The following is an 18293-nucleotide window of genomic DNA, read 5'->3' on the forward strand; positions in this document are numbered from 1 at the left end:
TTCTTTGTTTCAAGTTTTCTTTGTTTCAGGTTTTCTTTGTTTCAGGTTTTCTTTGTTTCAGGTTTCAGGTTGAAATGAGAGAAAATTTAACTTTAAAAGATCGAGATTATATTCTATCTTTTTATTTTTCAATTACTAAGGAAAAATCAGTTTAACACTTGCCATTAAAATTACGGTTCCTAAAACTACTTTTAAAGTTTTGTTCGAGAAATAACCGCTTCCATAAAATCCTCCTAAAACTCCTCCTACGACTGCAATGGGCACTAAATAAAAACTCTCCACAGGAATTGTTTTTCCTCCCATTAAAAAGCCTAACATTCCTGCAAAGGAATTCACAAATATAAACAGACTCGAAATCGCCGCTGACTCTTTTACGGATGCCCATCCTAAAAACAATAAAATAGGACTTAAAATTATACCTCCACCAATTCCTAACATTCCTGACAATAATCCTATTGCAAAACCAATCGCTAATGCAAACGGAAGGTTGATATTAACAGCCTCTTTTTCTTTAAAATTAAAAATTCCAAACAACCTTAACGCTGCAAAAACCAAGACTAAACCTAAAACTACTTTATAAATAGTATTGTCTAATGTGACAAACCCGCCTATAAATGCTGCCGGAATAGACGCTATTGCAAATGGATAAAACAACTTTGGCCTGAAATAGTTCTTCCGATAATAAAAGAAAAACGAAATACTTGCAACAAACAAGTTCAACAGCAAAGCTGAAGGTTTCATAATCGCAACCGGAAAAGCAAAAATCGTCATCAAAGCTAAATATCCTGATGCCCCGCCATGTCCAACACTAGAATATAAGAATGCAATAACAATTAAGGCAAAGCTAAATAGTAATAGGTTTTCGGGGCTTAGTAAGGTCATTGTGTAATCGTTTATTTGTTTTAGGTTTCAGGTTTGCTATATGTTTTTATTTATATACCGCTTTCTATCTCTTTACAACTAAAATCTTTATTCTATTCTCTTTATTCTATTCTCTTTATTCTATTCTCTTTATTCTATTCTCTTTATTCTATTCTCTTTATTCTATTCTCTTTATTCTATTCTCTTTATTCTATTCTCTTTATTCTATTCTCTTGCTTCTAAAATCTAACATTCCTCTAATCTATCGGCAATAAGGTCACTAACTCTCCTTTTTCATATACTTCAACATCCTCAGGAACAATTAACAAACTATTTGCAACAGCAAATGTATTAAGCATTGCAGAGCTTTGTCCGTCCAGTACTGTGACATCAGTTTCGTTATATCTTGCTTTTAAAAACAATGTTTTACCAGTATTATTTTTAATATCTGAATTTAATGTTCGTACTATTTTTGTTCTGTGAATTTCAGAAAATCCAATTCTATTCTTAATTGCCGGATACACATAAATATAAAAATTGGTCAGTGATGACGCCGGATTTCCGGGTAAAGCAAAAACCAAGGTTTTATTTTTTGAACCAAAAAACATTGGTTTTCCCGGTTTTTGGTTGATTTTATAAAAATGCTCTTCTACATCATTCTGTAATAAAGCTTCTTTAACGAAATCATAATCTCCTACTGAAATTCCACCGGACACCAAAACCATATCATACTTTTTTAAAATATCTTTTAATGCCTTTTTTGTAGCTTTCAAATTGTCTTTTACACGATAGACTTTTGTTTTACTTATTCCTACCGTTTCAAGAGCGGCCTGAAGCATAACGGAATTACTTTCGTAGATTTTTCCTTTTTTTAGCTTTTCACCAGGTTTTACCAATTCATTTCCTGTTACTAAAATAGCCACTTTCGGTTTTTTATATACTTCAATCTCTGTGATTCCTAAGCTCGCTAAAAAACCAATTGCTGCAGGAGTTACTAAAGTGCCAGCTTCAAAAACAACATTATCCTTCGCAATTTGTTCTCCTTTTAAGCGAACATTTATACCTTTTTGAGGCATAACAGCAATTAAAATAGAATCTTTATTTGCAATGACATGTTCCTGCATGACTACTGTATCTGCATTATCAGGTACAAAAGCTCCTGTAAATATGCGGACTGTTTCATTTGCCTTTAATTTCAAATTGGAATGATCCCCTGCCTGAGATGTACTTACGATATCATATTGGTGTTTTATACTATGAATAAAAGCATAACCGTCCATCGCCGATTGACGAAATGGAGGCATATTGATTGGCGAAATCACCTTTTCGGCCAAAACATACCCCAATGCTTTATTTACCGCTATTTGCTTCGTGGGCATTTTGGTACTGTTGGCTTCAATTGTTTGTAATGCTTCTTCAACTTTAATCATAGTGATTGTTTTTTTAAGCAAAAAACACTTATTGTAAATTTACGCCAAGCGAGTCTTTCTTATCTTTTTTTTAGAATATAAATTTAGCTTAATTCTTTGGAATACTCCCTTAAAAAGGCAAATAGGTTTTAGTTTATTTATTCCTGAAATTTCCCTTTGGAAGATAATACAACCAGGCAAAGCCGATAAAGAACAGTGCCGCTGAGGCAATAAATGCAGGAATCAATATTTCTTTATTATTTTCTAAAGCATTGTTTAGTGAGGCATACAAAAGCCAAATTTGAATGCTGACATTCAAGATCAGAATAAAAATAAGCGTTGAAAGAATATTGTTTAGCTTATTTGGATTGGATCGGTTCTGGCTGCGTCTAAAAGTACTCATATGGATAAATTTAAATTATACTAACTAGCTTTCTTTGTGCTCGATATAAGCTTTTACAAAAACGGCGTTCTCTTTAAAAACCACTTCTAACTGTGGCAAGGCTCTTGGCGGCGGACCGGCAATTACATCTCCGGTTTTAGCATCGAATGATCCTTCATGACAAGGACAATGGATGATTCCTGTCCCCGGTTTATAAAATACGGAGCACGACAAATGGGTGCATTTTTGCTCATAAGCTCTAAATTCTCCGCTTTCCAGATGTATTAAAATGTACGGAATGGTGCTTCCTTCTAATACAAATCCTCTTGTTCCGCCCACAGGAACATCTTCCTTGTTGCATATAAAATGTTCTCCCTGTACTTCTTCTTTCGGCAATAAAAATGCTTTGGCTGTTACAAATCCGCTTCCAACCATTAATCCGCCGGAAACAAAGGTTAGGAATTTAGCAAAATCGCGTCGGCTAACCTGTGTTGATTCCTGCTTTTTTATGGGGAAATCTTTCTTCCAGTTTTGATTTAAATTATCTTCTTTTGACATGATTCCGATTTAATATATTCGTAATTCAGTAGTGCCTTTCGGCATCATAATATTAACTTTTGTGGTTACTCTTTCCTGTCCAAAAATAAAATTATTGATAGGAGAACTGTTTGGTCTCATTTCTTCAATTTGCTCTCTTGTACCGTAAAACAGTGCTCCACTAGGACAAACTGTTGCACACATTGGCTTTTTACCAACGCTTGTTCTGTCGTAACACATGGTACATTTCATCATCAAATCATATTCTTCTACTTTTTTCGGAACACCAAAGGGGCAAGCCATTACGCAATTGGAACAACCTATGCATCTTTCTGTACTTGCTGTATGCACTACTCCAAATTCATCCTGCGAAATTGCATCTGCCGGACATACATTCGCACAAACCGGGTCTTCGCAATGCATACAAACCTGAACAGTCGTTTGAATGGTTGAAGCACGATCTACATAATTTACGCTTATAAGAGTCTGCTGTCCATTTGTTTCGCATTCGGCGCAGGCCATTTCACAAGCTTTGCATCCAATGCAGCGCTGCATGTCTACAAAAAATTCTTCACTTGTATTAAAATTTGTCAAATTCATAAGTTCACTTTTTTATAGATTAAACACTTGCATAAGCATCTGATTCTGTAGAGGGAGGTGCTATTTTTCCCTGCGGATCTAAAAGACAGGCACAAACTTTAAACTCCGGTATTTTCGAAATTGGATCCAAAGTCCCGGGTGTCAATTGATTTGCCGATTTACTTCCTGGCCAGTGGTAAGGAATAAAAACGGTGTCTTTTCTAATGGTTTCTACAATATTTGCCGGAAATATTCCTTCTCCTCTTCGGGTTGCGACTCGTACCAATTCACGTTGTTTAATTCCGTATTTTTCAGCCAGTTCGGGATGTATTTCTAACATTGGCTCCGGAAATTGATCTACCAATTTTCCAATTCGACGTGTTTGTGTACCGCTTAAGTACTGTGAAACCACACGTCCTGTAGTGAGTGTTATTGGATATTCTTCATCTGTAATTTCTCCCGGTAGTTTATAGGGTGCAGGATTAAAATGCGCTTTACCGTCTGGAGTTTTAAATTTTTTATCTTCCCATAATCTTGGAGTTCCCGGATGATCATCTGTAGGACATGGCCAGAAAACACCCATATTGTCCTCCACTTTTTTATAGGATATTCCAAAATAATCGGCTGTTCCTCCTTTGGAGGCAACACGAAGCTCATTAAAAATAGCTTCACTATCATCGTATGTAAATTTATCTTCTTCGCCTAATCGTTTGGCTAATTCTAACAAGATCGAAGTATCTGTTCTGGCTTCACCCGGAGGCGTTACAGCTTGTCTGATTCTGATCACCCTTCCTTCTGCTGAAGTTGTGGTTCCTTCTTCTTCTTCCTGTAGCGATCCGGCCAAAACAATATCGGCATGACGAGCGGTTTCATTTAAAAAGAAATCAATACAAACATAGAATTCTAATTTTTCTAAGGCGGAACGCACATAATTATTATTCGGTAAAGAAACCAACGGATTAAAACAAATCGAAATTAGTCCTTTGATTTCATCCCTGTGAATTGCTTCGATAATTTCATAGGCGGTAAGTCCTTTTCCGGGCATATCTTTTTCATCAATTCCCCAAACTTGCGAGATGTATTTTCGATGCTCCGGGTTTTCGATATCTCTGTTACCGGGTAATTGATCGCATTTGTGTCCGTGTTCTCGTCCTCCCTGACCATTTCCTTGCCCGGTTATTGTTCCATAACCACAATAAGGTCTTCCAATTCTTCCTGTTGCCAGTACTAAGTTGATACAGCCTAAAACATTGTCAACACCTTTTGAATGGTGTTCAATTCCTCTGGCATGTAGTAAAAAACTTGTTTTTGCTTTACCCCATAATTCGGCTGCTGCTTTGATTTTTTCTTTGTCAATTCCGGTAACTTCTTCTGCCCATTCAAGCGTGTAATCTTTTACGGCGTCTATAGTTTCCTGAAATCCTGAAGTGTAATTATCAATAAAATCATGATCTAACATATCGTGATCCACCAGATATTTGAGCATCGCCCCATATAAAGCAGAATCGGTTCCCGGCTTCACATCTAAGTGTATGTCTGCTGTTCTTGCAAGCGGAATCATTCTCGGATCAATCACAATCAATTTTGCTCCGCGATCTCTTGCTTTCCAAATCCAGTGGGTTAACGTTGGAAACGTTTCACTGATGTTTGCTCCGGTCACAATAATTACTTCGGCATATTCTAAATCAGAATAATTGTTTGAGGCCCGGTCTAAACCAAATGCTTTTTTGTTTCCGGCTCCGGCACTTACCATACAAAGCCTTCCGTTATAGTCAAGATTTCTTGTTTTTAAGGCAACACGTGCAAATTTGCCAACCAAATAACTTTTCTCATTCGTTAAAGAAACTCCCGATAACATCGAAAACGCATGTTTGCCATATTTTTCCTGAATGCGTTTTATTTCAGAAACTGTTTTATCCATAGCATCATCCCAGGTCACTTTTTCAAATCCTTTTCCTTCTACTCTTTGTATTGGATGTAAAAGACGATCCGGATGATTATTTTGCAAATAGCGCTGCACTCCTTTTGGACATAAACGACCTTCATTAAAAGGAAATTCCATCCAGGGTTCAAAACCTACAACTTTATTTTCTTTTACCAACAATTGTATCCCACACTGCATTCCGCAAAAACAACAATGTGTTTTCACCACCTCATCTGGTTCGTCTCTTCCATTGTATCCATCTTTTGGCGCATAATTTAAATGGGGGCCAAAAGCCTCAATAATTTTCTCAGTTGATACAGGTAATTTTGCCATGTCTAATTTTTGTTTGTTTTGTTTCAAGTTTCAGGTTTCACGCTCTGTGCGGAACTTGAAACTTGAAACTATTTTTTCTATCCAAATAAATTTCCGCCTTCTAATCTGGCTTTTAAATGTGCTTGTGCTAAACGCGATCTTTTTCCTTCCGGGCTTAGATCAAGATGAGAAGTTCCGTCTTCATGGGTAAAGTCAAAACCCAATTGTTTGGTTACGATTTTTAAATCGTTGATATGAAGCTGTGTTGCAAATTCTTCTCCGGTATGCGGACAAACTGCCATTCCTTTTTTGATTCCTTCCTGTTTATAAATATGAGCTCCGATTTGCGCTGGACGCTGGATAATGTGAAAAAACTTTCCGAACGGAATCCAGATTAAAAACATAATTACAGTTACAGCGTGTATTACGGCTAAGAAATCATAGGCAAATCCTTTCATGAACTGATACGAATACGTTAAACATAAACCCGTAACCGATATCGCAATAAGTAATATTAACGGTAATAAATCTCCCTCGAAAGTTTGGGTAGCAATTAATCCCGGGTTGGTTAATCTTCTTCTTAAATAATACACTGACCCGATTATAACAAGCCATGACGACCAGTTTAAAGCATGGAAAATCAAGAAAGCCACGAAAGAATCAATTTCAAATTCCATCATTTTGAATCCGAAGAAATTGGCTTCATAAATCGAAATAGAATTGGGTGCCAATGAAAAGTGAATCCATCCGAAAGTTAGCGGAATTGTAATCGCAAAGGCCGACAAACAGCCTAATGCAATACAAAAATGAGCAAACCAACGGTATTTACTACGCGGATAAATGAACTTTTGAACCACAATATTCTGCACGGACTCTTTTCCTAAAAACCACAGATGAGAGAATACTTTTCCAGTAAAAAGAAATTTAATACTTCTTTTAAAATACATCCATGTAGGTGGACGCTGCAACCAAACGGTGTATCGATAAACAATTCCAAAGAAAGCAAATACGGTTCCGAATAAATAGGTGATTAAAGCTGCATCAAAATTTTGAAGTCGTCTGGATCCGTAAAACACTAATATTATGGTGAGTACAGACACTAAAGTTGCAACGAGCAGGGCTTTGGTATTAAACGTTTTATCTTTCATCCTTAATTTTAAATTTAATGATTACTAATTAACTTGGTTTCTCACAATTTTTACGATTGTAAAACCACCAATTGATACCTGTAGCTAATATAGTGAAAATTGAAACACCAATAAAAAACTGATTTACAGTACCATTAGCCGAAATATTATTACCTATTAATTTAGAAAATATAAAAGGTCCAAATGCGGCAATCGCAGCTGTCCAGCCGATAACTCCCGCTGCCTGACGCTGATTTTCTTTAAAAATAATTGGGTATTGTCTGAAGGTACCTGCATTTCCAATTCCTGTAAAAAAGAACATTGCAAAAATTACCGTTACAAAAAGTGGAAATTGATCCATACTTGTTGGAGCGACTAATCCTTGTGTCACCAATATAATTGCACCAGCCAAAATTCCCAAACCTGTAATGGTGGTTAAAATCGCACCTCCTACTTTATCAGCTACAAATCCAAAAGCGATTCGGCTTGCGGAACCAATCAATGGGCCATAAAAGGCAAATACTAACGGATCTGGTGCATTTGGAAAATCTCCATATAAAAATTTAATCATTAAGGGAAAGGCAGCAGACAATCCTGCGAAAGTTCCAAATGTCATTACATATGTTATGGTGCAATACCAGGTATGTTTGTTCGAAAAAATATCCAATTGCTCTTTAATTGAAGCTTGCATGGGTATGCTTCTCAAGTAAAACCAACTTACAAATGACAGTACTATTAAGAATGGTACAAACCAAAATGCCGCCGATTGTAAATAAATTGGAGTATTTTTAACTGCCGTATTTTCGGGATTGATATTGTTTAATATCTTTTCTGCTAATTTAGGGTTTGCATTGGCAATTGCTTTTGCTTTTGCTTTCAACGGTAATGCTGTAAATACGACGGTATTATCTGTAGATTTTACAGCTGTCGTTACTGAATCAATTACAGTTTTCTTTACGTTTGCCAGTATTTTTGTTTGCACTTCACTATCGAGCGCTCCAAAAACTTCTTTTTGTTTTTCATGGGTTGAATTTTGAAAAACGGTTATCGCCTCTTTATGATCTATACTTGTAAATACAGTTGACGCTCCGTAAATCCCTACACTAATAACAAGCGGTGTAATAAACTGGGCAACCGAAACTCCAAAATTCCCTATTCCCGCCTGTATTCCTAAGGCGGTTCCTTTTAGTCTTTGGGGAAAAAACAAACTGGTACTTGGCATGTAAGATGAAAAATCTCCGCCACCAAAACCAGTTGTGAATGCTAAAACAGCAAAAACCCAAAATGGTGTGGTAATATCCATAACAGCAAAACCAATTCCTATTACAGGTATTAACTTAATGGCTGTTGCAACGGATATTACGTGACGTGTTCCATATATGGGGAGTATAAATGTGTGAATAATTCTTAAAAAACCAGCAGCTAATCCCGGTATTGCTGTTAACCAGAATAACTGATCTTTAGAAAAATTAAACCCTAATCCGGGTAATTTTACTGCAATTACGCTCATCATAAACCAAGAGGCAAATGATAAAATTAAAGTTAGCGTTGTAATCGTTAATGTCCTCCAGGCAATTTTACTTCCGCCAGCATTCCAAAATGCTTCATCTTCAGGACTCCATTTATCTAACCAAGTTTTCATATATCTGTTATTAAATTTTAATGATTGTTTTCAATTTCTCTGGTAAAATTGGGTAATTTAGATCGAGTTGCATTAATTATTGTTCGGTGCATCCAAAGAAGGCAAAGCACTGAGACGATGAAGATAAATATCCATGAACTGGTCCAGAGCCCTGTATAATTAAGAAGGTAGCCAAAGATAATGGGTCCGGCAAAACCACCAAGTCCACCAATTAAACCAACCATTCCGCCAACAACACCTACTTCGTTTGGAAAATATTCCGGGATATGTTTGTAAACTGCGGCTTTACCAATTCCCCATGAAATACCAATAAGAATGACTAAAACAACATACACCCAAAGATTAGCACTAAACTTAATTTGAGTAATCCCCTGCGCCAGCAGCTCTTTCTTTTTGACTTCCTGATTTTGTTTGACTACAATTTCCTGCCAGGAGTTTTTTACGGGGAAAATAGCGGCATCATGATGGTCTGAAGTTTCTTTTTTATTTATTTTATATTCTTTCCCATTTACCACGACTGCATCTGACAAAACCTCAGTAACTACGCCATTATTGGATGCCAAAACTCCGGGACCTGCTGTTAAGATTTCCATTTTGGGAAACATCAGTAAAAAACTAATCACTATTGAAGATCCTAAAACCCAATACATCACTTTTCTCGCTCCAAATTTATCCGACAAATAACCGCCAAAAGCTCTAATTACTCCTGATGGAAGACTAAAGAGAGTGGCAAACATTCCTCCCATTACCAAAGTGGTATGATAAACGTTCATGAAATTTGGAAGAAGCCATTGTGAATAGGCTACAAAAAAACCAAAAACTAAAAAGTAATACGCTCCAAAACGCCAAACCCTGACATTCTTCAGAGGCGACAATAGTTCGCCCATTGTTTTTGAAACTCCTATATTGGTTTTGTTTTTTGCAAAAACAATAAAAAGTATCCCTATAACAACAAGTGTTATAGCATAAATAACCGGAAGTGTTTTCCAACCGTTTACAGGATCATTTTCAGATAAATTGTTTAGTAATGTAGGCGCAACAAAAGTTGTAATTGCAGCTCCGGCATTTCCCATTCCAAAAATTCCCAACGCACGCCCCTGCCATTCTTTTGGATACCAGATTGAAGTATACCCAATTCCTACAGCAAAGCTTGTCCCCACTAATCCAAAAAGAAAACTTAATACCGCAAAACTCCAAAATGAAGTTGCAAATGGCAGTAAAAATAATGGGATTGAACACAATAGCAGCAGTATTGAGAATACTATTTTTCCTCCGTACTTGTCTGTCAAAATACCTATTGGAAGACGAAAGACAGAACCTGAAAGAATTGGAATTCCTAAAAGCCATCCTGTTTCTACAACGGTAAAGTTAAATATTCCTTTATCGACTAGATACGTAACTAAAACACCATTTAAGGTCCAGCATGCAAAACAAATCGTAAACGCAAGTGTATTTAAAAATAAAATTCGGTGGGATTGAGATAGATTATTCATATAGAAATATTAAAATATTCAATTCTTGATTACATTGAGTACTCACTTCCTCAATTAAATACAAAATTAAACCGTTAGACTCTCTCAAACTATGACATATATCATAATAAAAGACAATACCATCCTTAATCTAAAAAACAAAAAAATACCTGAATACTTATACTATAAAAAACAGCTTAAACGCTCTACCAAAAAATTAGAGACGCTGTCTATTGAAATCTGCCTATCAAATTGATTTCATTTTACCGCCCTAAAACAACAGTGCTCTTTCTTTTACCAGCTCTTTTTCATTAATCGAAAAAAGATGCCTTTTTAGGTTTTGAGTAAAAAATTAACACAATAAAAATATACAAATTTTACCATTAAAAACTTAATTACTAATTATTTATACAATATCTTTCTTTCAATACCACATTTCAAGACAAAAAATACATTTCCGAACCAATATTTTTGTAATGAAGTCCTATCTACAAATGGTAACTTTTTTATAAAAATCTTCTTTTGTAAACTAAAATGACTTTTAGCTGACGTTTTTTCTTTATTTTAAAATGAGATAAGACCTTAAAAATTAGAAAATTAAGTATAAAGTACTACATTTTTTAATGGTAAAAATACAAGCACATACTTTTTTACAACCTCTTACAAAAAATAACAACTTATTAAAAATCAATAAGTTAAACTTAATTCCTGAATAAAAAACACCAAATGCATCTATCTTTTTCAAAAAAAAATAAACAAATTTTTGGTTTTTATTATATTAAAATTAACTTTGTCTATAGGATTAGTAGAGTTTAAAATAATATTTGAAACCAAAAAAATCATATTTTGAAAACAACCGAAAGCAGATCGTATTACATTCTTCCTAAAAAATATACTTATAACACTTTTTGTTATATGTGCTTCTGTTGCTAAAACTCTGTCCTTTTTTTCGTTTGCCCTCGATTTCTCTTTTACATCGAATCGTTTTAAAAACGAATTTTTAAATACACACAAGATTCCATATTGAAATTTCAAAGTCTATTTGACACATTCGTTTGTATCAAAAAGAGCACTGAAACTATACCTATATCTTAAAAAAAAATGACTAACCATTAAAAAAAACAAAATGAAAAACATGCATAGCTGTTGCTGTAAATAAAAAAAGCCATTTCTGCGGCAACAGAAATGGCAAGGCTTAAAGAATATTTATCACTAAACCAAGAATACGATCAGAGAGTTGAAAATTCAACTTTCAGGGCTTCTTGTTAATTACTTAAACCAGTACAAAGAAATGAAAAAAAAATTAAAAATATACTCATTCCTATTTCTCCTGCTCCTATCGGCGGGAATTAATGCCCAAAATACAACACCTCTTATTCAATCGAAACTCGACGGAACGGTCGTAGATGATATCACCAACCAGCCTATTATTGGTGCTTCGGTAGTGATTAAAGGAACTACACACGGCGTTCAGACGGATGCCGAAGGAAAATTTTATTTTCAAACGGGACAGAAATTCCCTTACACCTTAATTGTAACCTACATTGGATACAAAAAATCAGAGATTATAGTCGAAAAGAATCCTATTACTATTCATTTAAAAGAAGAACGTCAGGAACTGGATGAACTGGTAGTTGTTGGGTACGGATCTCAAAAAAGAAAAGACATTACAGGTTCTGTAGCTTCAGTTCCAAAAGCCAATTTAAGTCAGGTGACCTCATCGGCAGATAACTTACTTCGGGGAGCAATACCGGGAGTGGTAGTCACGCAAAGTTCGGGTCGTCCCGGTGCTTCCTCCAGTGTTCGGATTAGGGGTGGAAACTCAATTACGGCCGGTAACGAACCGCTTTATGTGGTGGATGGAATTTTAATCTATAATGACAATAACAACAGTACGGCCGGAGTTGCCAATGCAGGAGCTACTGTCAATGTCCTGTCGACGATTAATCCCGGTGATATCGAATCTATTGAAGTACTAAAAGATGCTTCTGCAACTGCTATTTACGGATCACGCGGGGCAAACGGCGTGGTGATTATCACTACTAAAAAGGGAACAAAAGGTCAGGATAACATTTCTTATCAGGGCTATATTGGATTTCAGAATGTCTCGAAAAAACTGAACTTAATGAATGCCAGCCAATGGGCCAGCTTACGTAATGATGTTCAGGCCAGTATTGGTCAGGCGCCTTCTTTTTCTGCTGCTCAGATCGAAGCTTTAAAAACTTCAGGAGGATACGACTGGCAATCGGCAGCTTTTAGAACTGCGGCACCGATTCAAAATCATCAATTGTCGTTTTCAGGAGGGGATGATCGCTCAAGATATGCAATTTCGGCGGGGTATTTTCAACAGGATGGAATTGTAATTGCCTCTGATTTTAAGCGTATTTCGTTACGTGTCAACTACGAAAGAAACTATTCTCCCAATTTTAAATTTGGTGTGAATGCCAACTACAGCAATTCGGTTGCCAATGGTATTGGTACAAATGGCGGTTCATCGGCCGGAAGGCAACCTAATCCGTTAGTGGTTGCTTTGTATCAGCCACCCGTAGTTCCGATCAAAAATCCTGACGGAAGCTATAATCTAACCAATAATCCCTATGCCACGGCTGTAAACGGGATAATTGCTAATCCGATAAATGATCTGATGAGCACCACCAACGAAACTAAAATCAACAGGATTCTGACTAGTTTATTCGGTGAATATAAAATCACCAAAAAGCTTACTGCAAAAGTTGCTGTCAGTGGTGATGTCATGAATACCAAGCAAAATTACTACGCTCCGGCAACCACCACTACCGGTGCAGGAACAAAAGGCTTTGGTTCTGTTGGAGACCGATTGGTGAGCTCTGTACTGAATGAAAACACTTTAAACTATAACACTAATTTTGGCGATAATCATAAATTTTCAGCCTTGGGCGGGTATACGCTTCAGTACACACAAGGGGAAGTGGTGAATGCAGGAGCTCAATTCTTTGTAAACGATGCCAATACTTACAATGCTTTACAAGACGGTGTTCCGGTAAAACCTTCTACAGATGCTTTCGAAAGTGTCTTAAAATCCTGGCTGACCAGAATCAATTATTCGTACAAAGGAAAATACAACTTTACACTTTCCGGCCGTGCGGACGGATCTTCAAGATTTGGTTCAAAATCACTTTGGGGTTATTTCCCATCAGCAGGTTTTTCCTGGAATATCACAGAGGAATCTTTCGCAAACCATATCAAAGGCTTAACGGAAGCGAAACTAAGAATAACTGCCGGAACTACCGGTAATCAGGAAATTGGAAATTACCTTTCTCTGGCTCAGATGGGTTCTGTAAATTATGCTTTCGGAGGAACACTGCAAACCGGTTTAGCTCCTACCCGACTGGCCAATTCAGATTTGAAATGGGAGAAAACAAATCAATATAATGTGGGATTGGATTTGTCTTTATTAGACCGCAAAATCAATTTTGTTTTTGATGTATATTACAAAAAAACAAACGATTTACTAATTAATGTACCTGTTCCGCTGATTTCAGGATATGCTTCTGTATTACAAAACATTGGGGGTGTTGAAAATAAAGGTATCGAGATTGGTCTGATCACGGAAAATCTAAAAACAGAAAACTTTTCATGGAATTCTAACTTTGTTTTCTCTGCCAATAAAAACAAAGTAGTGGCTATCGGAAACGGAGTGGATCAATTTTTTCCGGTAGTACCAAACGGATCTTTATTACAGCAGCAACCCGTAACTGTAAAAGTAGGATTGCCTCTGGGAACTTTCTGGGGATACAAAACCAATGGCATTTTCCAGACGCAGGAAGAAGTCAATACTCAGCCTAAAATCAACAGTTTAGCCAATACAAAAGTTGGAGACCGAAGATATGTAGATACTAACGGAGATGGTGTAATTACAGCTCTTGACAAAGGAAATCTTGGAAGTTCACAACCAAAATTTGTCGCTAGCTTTAGCAATACGATTTCCTATCATGACTTTGATCTTAACTTTTCTTTTCAGGGATCTTATGGTGGTAAAGTCTTCAACGCTTTAAATCAGCAATTGGAAATTTCTACTTTGGGTACCAATGCGAATGTAACTTTAGACGACCGTTGGACACCAACAAATCCGAGCAACGAAGTTCCAAGAGCCACCAGTTCTCCATTGGGGATTGTTTCAGAACGTTATATTGAAGATGCTTCTTTCTTAAGATTAAAACTAATCACTCTGGGGTATACTTTACCGAAAAGCCTTTCCAAAAGACTGGGTGCTAAGAGCGTTAAATTTTATGTCTCTGCCGAAAACTTAATTACATGGACCAAATACACCGGATACGATCCTGAGGTAAGCTCCTACGAACAAAACAACTTATACCCGGGAATTGATTTTGGCGCTTATCCCAATTCAAAAACATTCATCTCAGGTCTGAACGTAACTTTTTAAGTAAAAAAAATATAAAATGAAAAAGATTTTTATAACATTCCTATTGAGTGCCGGACTATTGGTATCGTGCACTGATCTAGAGGTCACACCTACCTCATTTGTAACCGAAGACAACTACTTTAAAACTCAGGACGATGCCCTTGCTAGTGTGACTGCTGTTTATGCTTCATTGAGCCTTGATCCGGGAGAGCAGAGTTTATTTGGCCGAAACTTATATTTCCTAACTGACATGGCATCTGATTATGCTGCAGCGGGAGTTTCTGCCACCAATCCGCAGGTGAGAGCTTTAAGCAGCCTGACTCATGATGCAACTTCTGATCGTGTTCAGGTGGCGTGGCGTCAAATCTATGCCGGAATAAACAGAGCTAATGTTGCTATCGATAATATACCAAAAGTAGCCGGTTCAGACGCCGTTAAAAACAGATTGATTCTCGAGGCTAAATTCATCCGGGGCTTATTGTATTTTCAGGCAGTACGTCTTTGGGGCGGAGTTCCAATTGTGTTGCATGAGCCTACTTCTATTCAATTGGAAAGTTTAAAATCGAAAAGAGCCACTGTAGCGGAAGTTTATACCCAGATTATTTCAGATTTAAAAGATGCTGAAGCTTTACCATCCACTTATCCTGCAACAGATACGGGACGTGCTACATCGGGAGCGGCAAAAGCCATTCTGACCAAGGTTTACCTTACCAGAAAAGACTATCCGAATGCTATTTTAAAAGCCAGAGAAGTCATCAATGGCGGTTATGGATATGCGCTTTTTGAAAATTTCCAGGATATTTTTACTAAAACCAAAAAGAACGGGAAAGAACACATTTTCTCCGTTCAGTTTGAACCCAACCAAGCTGGAAACGGCTCCAGTGGAAGTACTTTTCAAGCCACTTCTTTTACAGGATTCACGGCTACAGAACCTGCCGATATTATTTCGGATGTTGCTTTGTTTTATGATATTTATGCTGCCGGCGATACCAGAAGAGATGTAAGTTATGCCAAACAATTACCAATTCCCGGTACCGCAAACGTGTATACTTTTCCGAAACCGATCTTCAAAAAGTATCTGGATTTAACGAATCTGGCCACACCATCCAACGTAGCCATCAATTTTCCGATAATTCGTTATGCCGACATTTTATTGTCTTTAGCGGAAGCCATAAACGAACAAGGGTCACCAACTCCCGAGGCCTACGAGTTAATCAATCAAGTACGAAGAAGAGCTTTCGGAAAACCAATCAACACACCGGATGTTACGGTTGACTTAACCGGATTAACACAAACGTCTTTCAGGGCTGCCCTACAGGAAGAGCGCAAAAAAGAATTTGTTCAGGAAGGACAACGCTGGTTTGATTTGGTTCGCTGGGGAACTTTGGTTACCGAGGTCAAAAAAGTACTGGCTAAAAATTCTGTTTCCGAACGAAATAATTTATACCCGATTCCACAAAGCGAAAGAAACATCGATCCAATCGGATTACCACAAAACCCCGGATATTAATTAACACAACCCTAAAAACTAATAGATTATGAAAAATTTCAAACCCAATAGTAAAATTAAAAGTCCGCAAAAAGGACTTTTATTTAGTGCGTTGCTTGCAGCACAATTTAGTTTTGCGCAAAACAATCCGAATGCTGATTTTAAAGGCGTTATAGGTAAAACTTTAGCCGATTCGAAAGAATATTGGCCTGAGCCTGTAAAAGCACCAACGGGTGCCCCGAATATTGTCTGGATCTTACTGGATGATGTTGGATTTGGTGCCTCTAGTGCTTTTGGAGGCCTTATTCAAACACCCACTTTTGACAATCTGGCCAATAATGGTTTACGCTACACCAATTTTCACACTACAGCCATTTGTGCTCCTACCCGTTCTGCTATTTTAACCGGAAGAAATTCGGGAAAAGTACATGTAAGCGGGTTCTCTCACACCGTTTTATCGGCCGGTTTCCCTGGTTGGGACGGAAGAATTCCATCTGATAAAGGTACGATTGCCGAAATCCTGAGAGACAAAGGATACAATACTTTTGCCGTAGGAAAATACGGTTTGACTCCTGATGAAGAAGCGACTGATGCCGGACCATTTGACAGATGGCCTACCGGAAAAGGCTTCGAACACTTCTTTGGTTTCTTAGGATCACAAACCGATCAGTACAAACCGGATTTGGTAGAAGACAACGCACACGTTATTCCTGACGGAAGACATTTAACCGATCAGATTACAGACAAAGCCATTAGCTATATCACCAAACAGCACAAGGCCGCACCGGACAAACCTTTCTTTTTGTACTATGCGCCGGGCGCTGTTCACGCACCTCATCAGGTGGCAGAATCCTGGATCGAACCTTATAAAGGAAAATTTGATGAAGGCTGGGATGCTTATCGCGAAAAAGTACTGGCCAACCAGAAAAAATTAGGTGTAGTTCCTGCTAACGCTGTATTGCTGGAGCGTAACCCGTTGATTACCGACTGGAAAAAACTAACACCCGATCAAAAGAAAGTGTACGCCCGATTCATGGAAGTCTATGCCGGATATCTTACCTATACTGATCATGAAATTGGACGTATCGTCGAGCATTTAAAACAAACCAATCAACTCGATAATACTTTAATTTTTGTGGCAATTGGTGACAATGGTGCCAGTAAAGAAGGTACTACACAAGGAACCATCAACCAAAGTCTGTTTGCTCAGGGTGGATCTGATGAAGAAAATCTTCAGAAAAACTTAAACAACATTGGTGAAATCGGAACGGCAAAAGGACTCAATACCAATTATCCGTTGGGATGGGCTCAGGCCACCAATGTTCCGTTTAAAAACTGGAAACAAGATGCACAATCGGAAGGGGGAACGCGCAATCCGTTGATCGTTTTTTATCCGAAAGGAATTAAAGACAAAGGCGGAATCAGAAATCAATACAGCCACGTAACCGATCTGCTGCCGACAACTTTAGACATTGCCGGAATTAAAGCTCCGGAATATATCAGAGAAATAAAACAGGATGCCATTCAGGGGTCTACTTTTTTTACTTCGCTAAACGATGCCAAAGCACCTTCTTTGCATACCGTTCAGTACTACTATATTTTCGGAAACAGAGCCATCTACAAAGATGGCTGGAAAGCGGGAGCAGCTCACCTGCCGGATTCTTTTGCGGTAAAAAAATCGTTGGGTAAAAACGAAAAACCGGCCGAAAGTAATTTTGACACAGACGTATGGGAATTGTACAACCTGAACGAAGATTTCAACGAACGTAACGATCTGGCTAAAAAATATCCTGAAAAATTAGCCGAACTTAAAAAACTGTTTGATGAACAAGCCAAAGAAAACAATGTTTATCCATTGATTGACTGGCAGGACGTGTACAACAGAAGAATACACAACACCACAGCCGACAAAGGAAAAACATTACAGGATCTCATCCAACAGGCTACCAGACCCGGAAATTCAAAATAATTAACCCAATAAAGATTCAGGTCTTTTGTCAATGTATTAAAGACCTGAATCTCTTTCAATTCCAATCCACATGAAAAAAACAGATTATGAAATTATAGGAAAAAAAATACTCGTGGGTGCGATTGTTTTTTTAGTTCCGCTACTCATTCTGGCGGGAGGTTTAACTTTAATTAGCAACTTTTTAAAAT

12 protein-coding genes are annotated in these 18293 nt (G+C 37.4%); 3 read left to right on the forward strand and 9 right to left on the reverse strand.

Translation table 11 applies throughout. The features are described 5' to 3' along the window. Positions 1 to 135 precede the first annotated feature (135 nt). The 9 genes from M4I44_RS20195 to M4I44_RS20235 all read right to left on the reverse strand — a co-directional run bounded on the left by M4I44_RS20195 (position 136) and on the right by M4I44_RS20235 (position 10266). Positions 136 to 882: a sulfite exporter TauE/SafE family protein gene (locus tag M4I44_RS20195; protein ID WP_249965892.1), complete on the reverse strand. Its 747-nt coding sequence runs from the start codon at positions 880 to 882 to the stop codon at positions 136 to 138. A 236-nt stretch (positions 883 to 1118) separates the two neighbouring features. After that, positions 1119 to 2291 carry a gephyrin-like molybdotransferase Glp gene (gene glp, locus M4I44_RS20200; RefSeq protein ID WP_249965893.1) on the reverse strand — a complete coding sequence of 391 codons (1173 nt, stop codon included), beginning with the start codon at positions 2289 to 2291 and terminating at the stop codon, positions 1119 to 1121. Between the two features lie 133 nt (positions 2292 to 2424). Further along, complete coding sequence (locus M4I44_RS20205; RefSeq protein ID WP_017495989.1) at positions 2425 to 2673, reverse strand: DUF6755 family protein; 249 nt, start codon at positions 2671 to 2673, stop codon at positions 2425 to 2427. A 24-nt stretch (positions 2674 to 2697) separates the two neighbouring features. Then, entirely contained in the window at positions 2698 to 3210 is a 513-nt protein-coding gene (locus M4I44_RS20210) for a Rieske (2Fe-2S) protein (protein ID WP_017495990.1), read from the reverse strand. Between the two features lie 9 nt (positions 3211 to 3219). Continuing rightward, positions 3220 to 3789 (reverse strand): 4Fe-4S dicluster domain-containing protein, encoded by a 570-nt coding sequence (locus M4I44_RS20215; RefSeq protein WP_017495991.1) that lies wholly within the window; start codon positions 3787 to 3789, stop codon positions 3220 to 3222. Between the two features lie 19 nt (positions 3790 to 3808). Beyond that, positions 3809 to 6025, reverse strand: a complete 2217-nt coding sequence (locus M4I44_RS20220; protein WP_249965894.1) for a molybdopterin oxidoreductase family protein — start codon at positions 6023 to 6025, stop codon at positions 3809 to 3811. Positions 6026 to 6102: 77 nt separating this feature from the next. Then, positions 6103 to 7152 (reverse strand): MFS transporter, encoded by a 1050-nt coding sequence (locus M4I44_RS20225; RefSeq protein ID WP_249965895.1) that lies wholly within the window; start codon positions 7150 to 7152, stop codon positions 6103 to 6105. Positions 7153 to 7180: 28 nt separating this feature from the next. Then, the gene (locus tag M4I44_RS20230; protein ID WP_249965896.1) at positions 7181 to 8773 is read right to left on the reverse strand and encodes a magnesium transporter MgtE N-terminal domain-containing protein; all 1593 of its coding nucleotides are present in this window, start codon (positions 8771 to 8773) and stop codon (positions 7181 to 7183) included. 17 nt (positions 8774 to 8790) lie between these two features. Continuing rightward, on the reverse strand, positions 8791 to 10266 hold the full coding sequence (locus M4I44_RS20235) for a nitrate/nitrite transporter (RefSeq protein ID WP_249965897.1): 1476 nt from the start codon (positions 10264 to 10266) through the stop codon (positions 8791 to 8793). Positions 10267 to 11536: 1270 nt separating this feature from the next. Here M4I44_RS20235 and M4I44_RS20240 point away from each other — a divergent pair. From M4I44_RS20240 to M4I44_RS20250, 3 genes are read left to right on the forward strand one after another with little or no spacing between them, the layout of a single operon-like run. Beyond that, complete coding sequence (locus M4I44_RS20240; RefSeq protein ID WP_249965898.1) at positions 11537 to 14668, forward strand: TonB-dependent receptor; 3132 nt, start codon at positions 11537 to 11539, stop codon at positions 14666 to 14668. Positions 14669 to 14684: 16 nt separating this feature from the next. Then, positions 14685 to 16157, forward strand: a complete 1473-nt coding sequence (locus M4I44_RS20245; protein WP_249965899.1) for a RagB/SusD family nutrient uptake outer membrane protein — start codon at positions 14685 to 14687, stop codon at positions 16155 to 16157. Positions 16158 to 16185: 28 nt separating this feature from the next. Next, positions 16186 to 18105, forward strand: coding sequence for an arylsulfatase (locus tag M4I44_RS20250; protein ID WP_249965900.1), 1920 nt, complete (start codon positions 16186 to 16188; stop codon positions 18103 to 18105). Positions 18106 to 18293: the final 188 nt, after the last annotated feature.

Source organism: Flavobacterium sp. B183, from assembly GCF_023539155.1.
In the GTDB taxonomy this organism is placed as follows: domain Bacteria; phylum Bacteroidota; class Bacteroidia; order Flavobacteriales; family Flavobacteriaceae; genus Flavobacterium; species Flavobacterium tructae.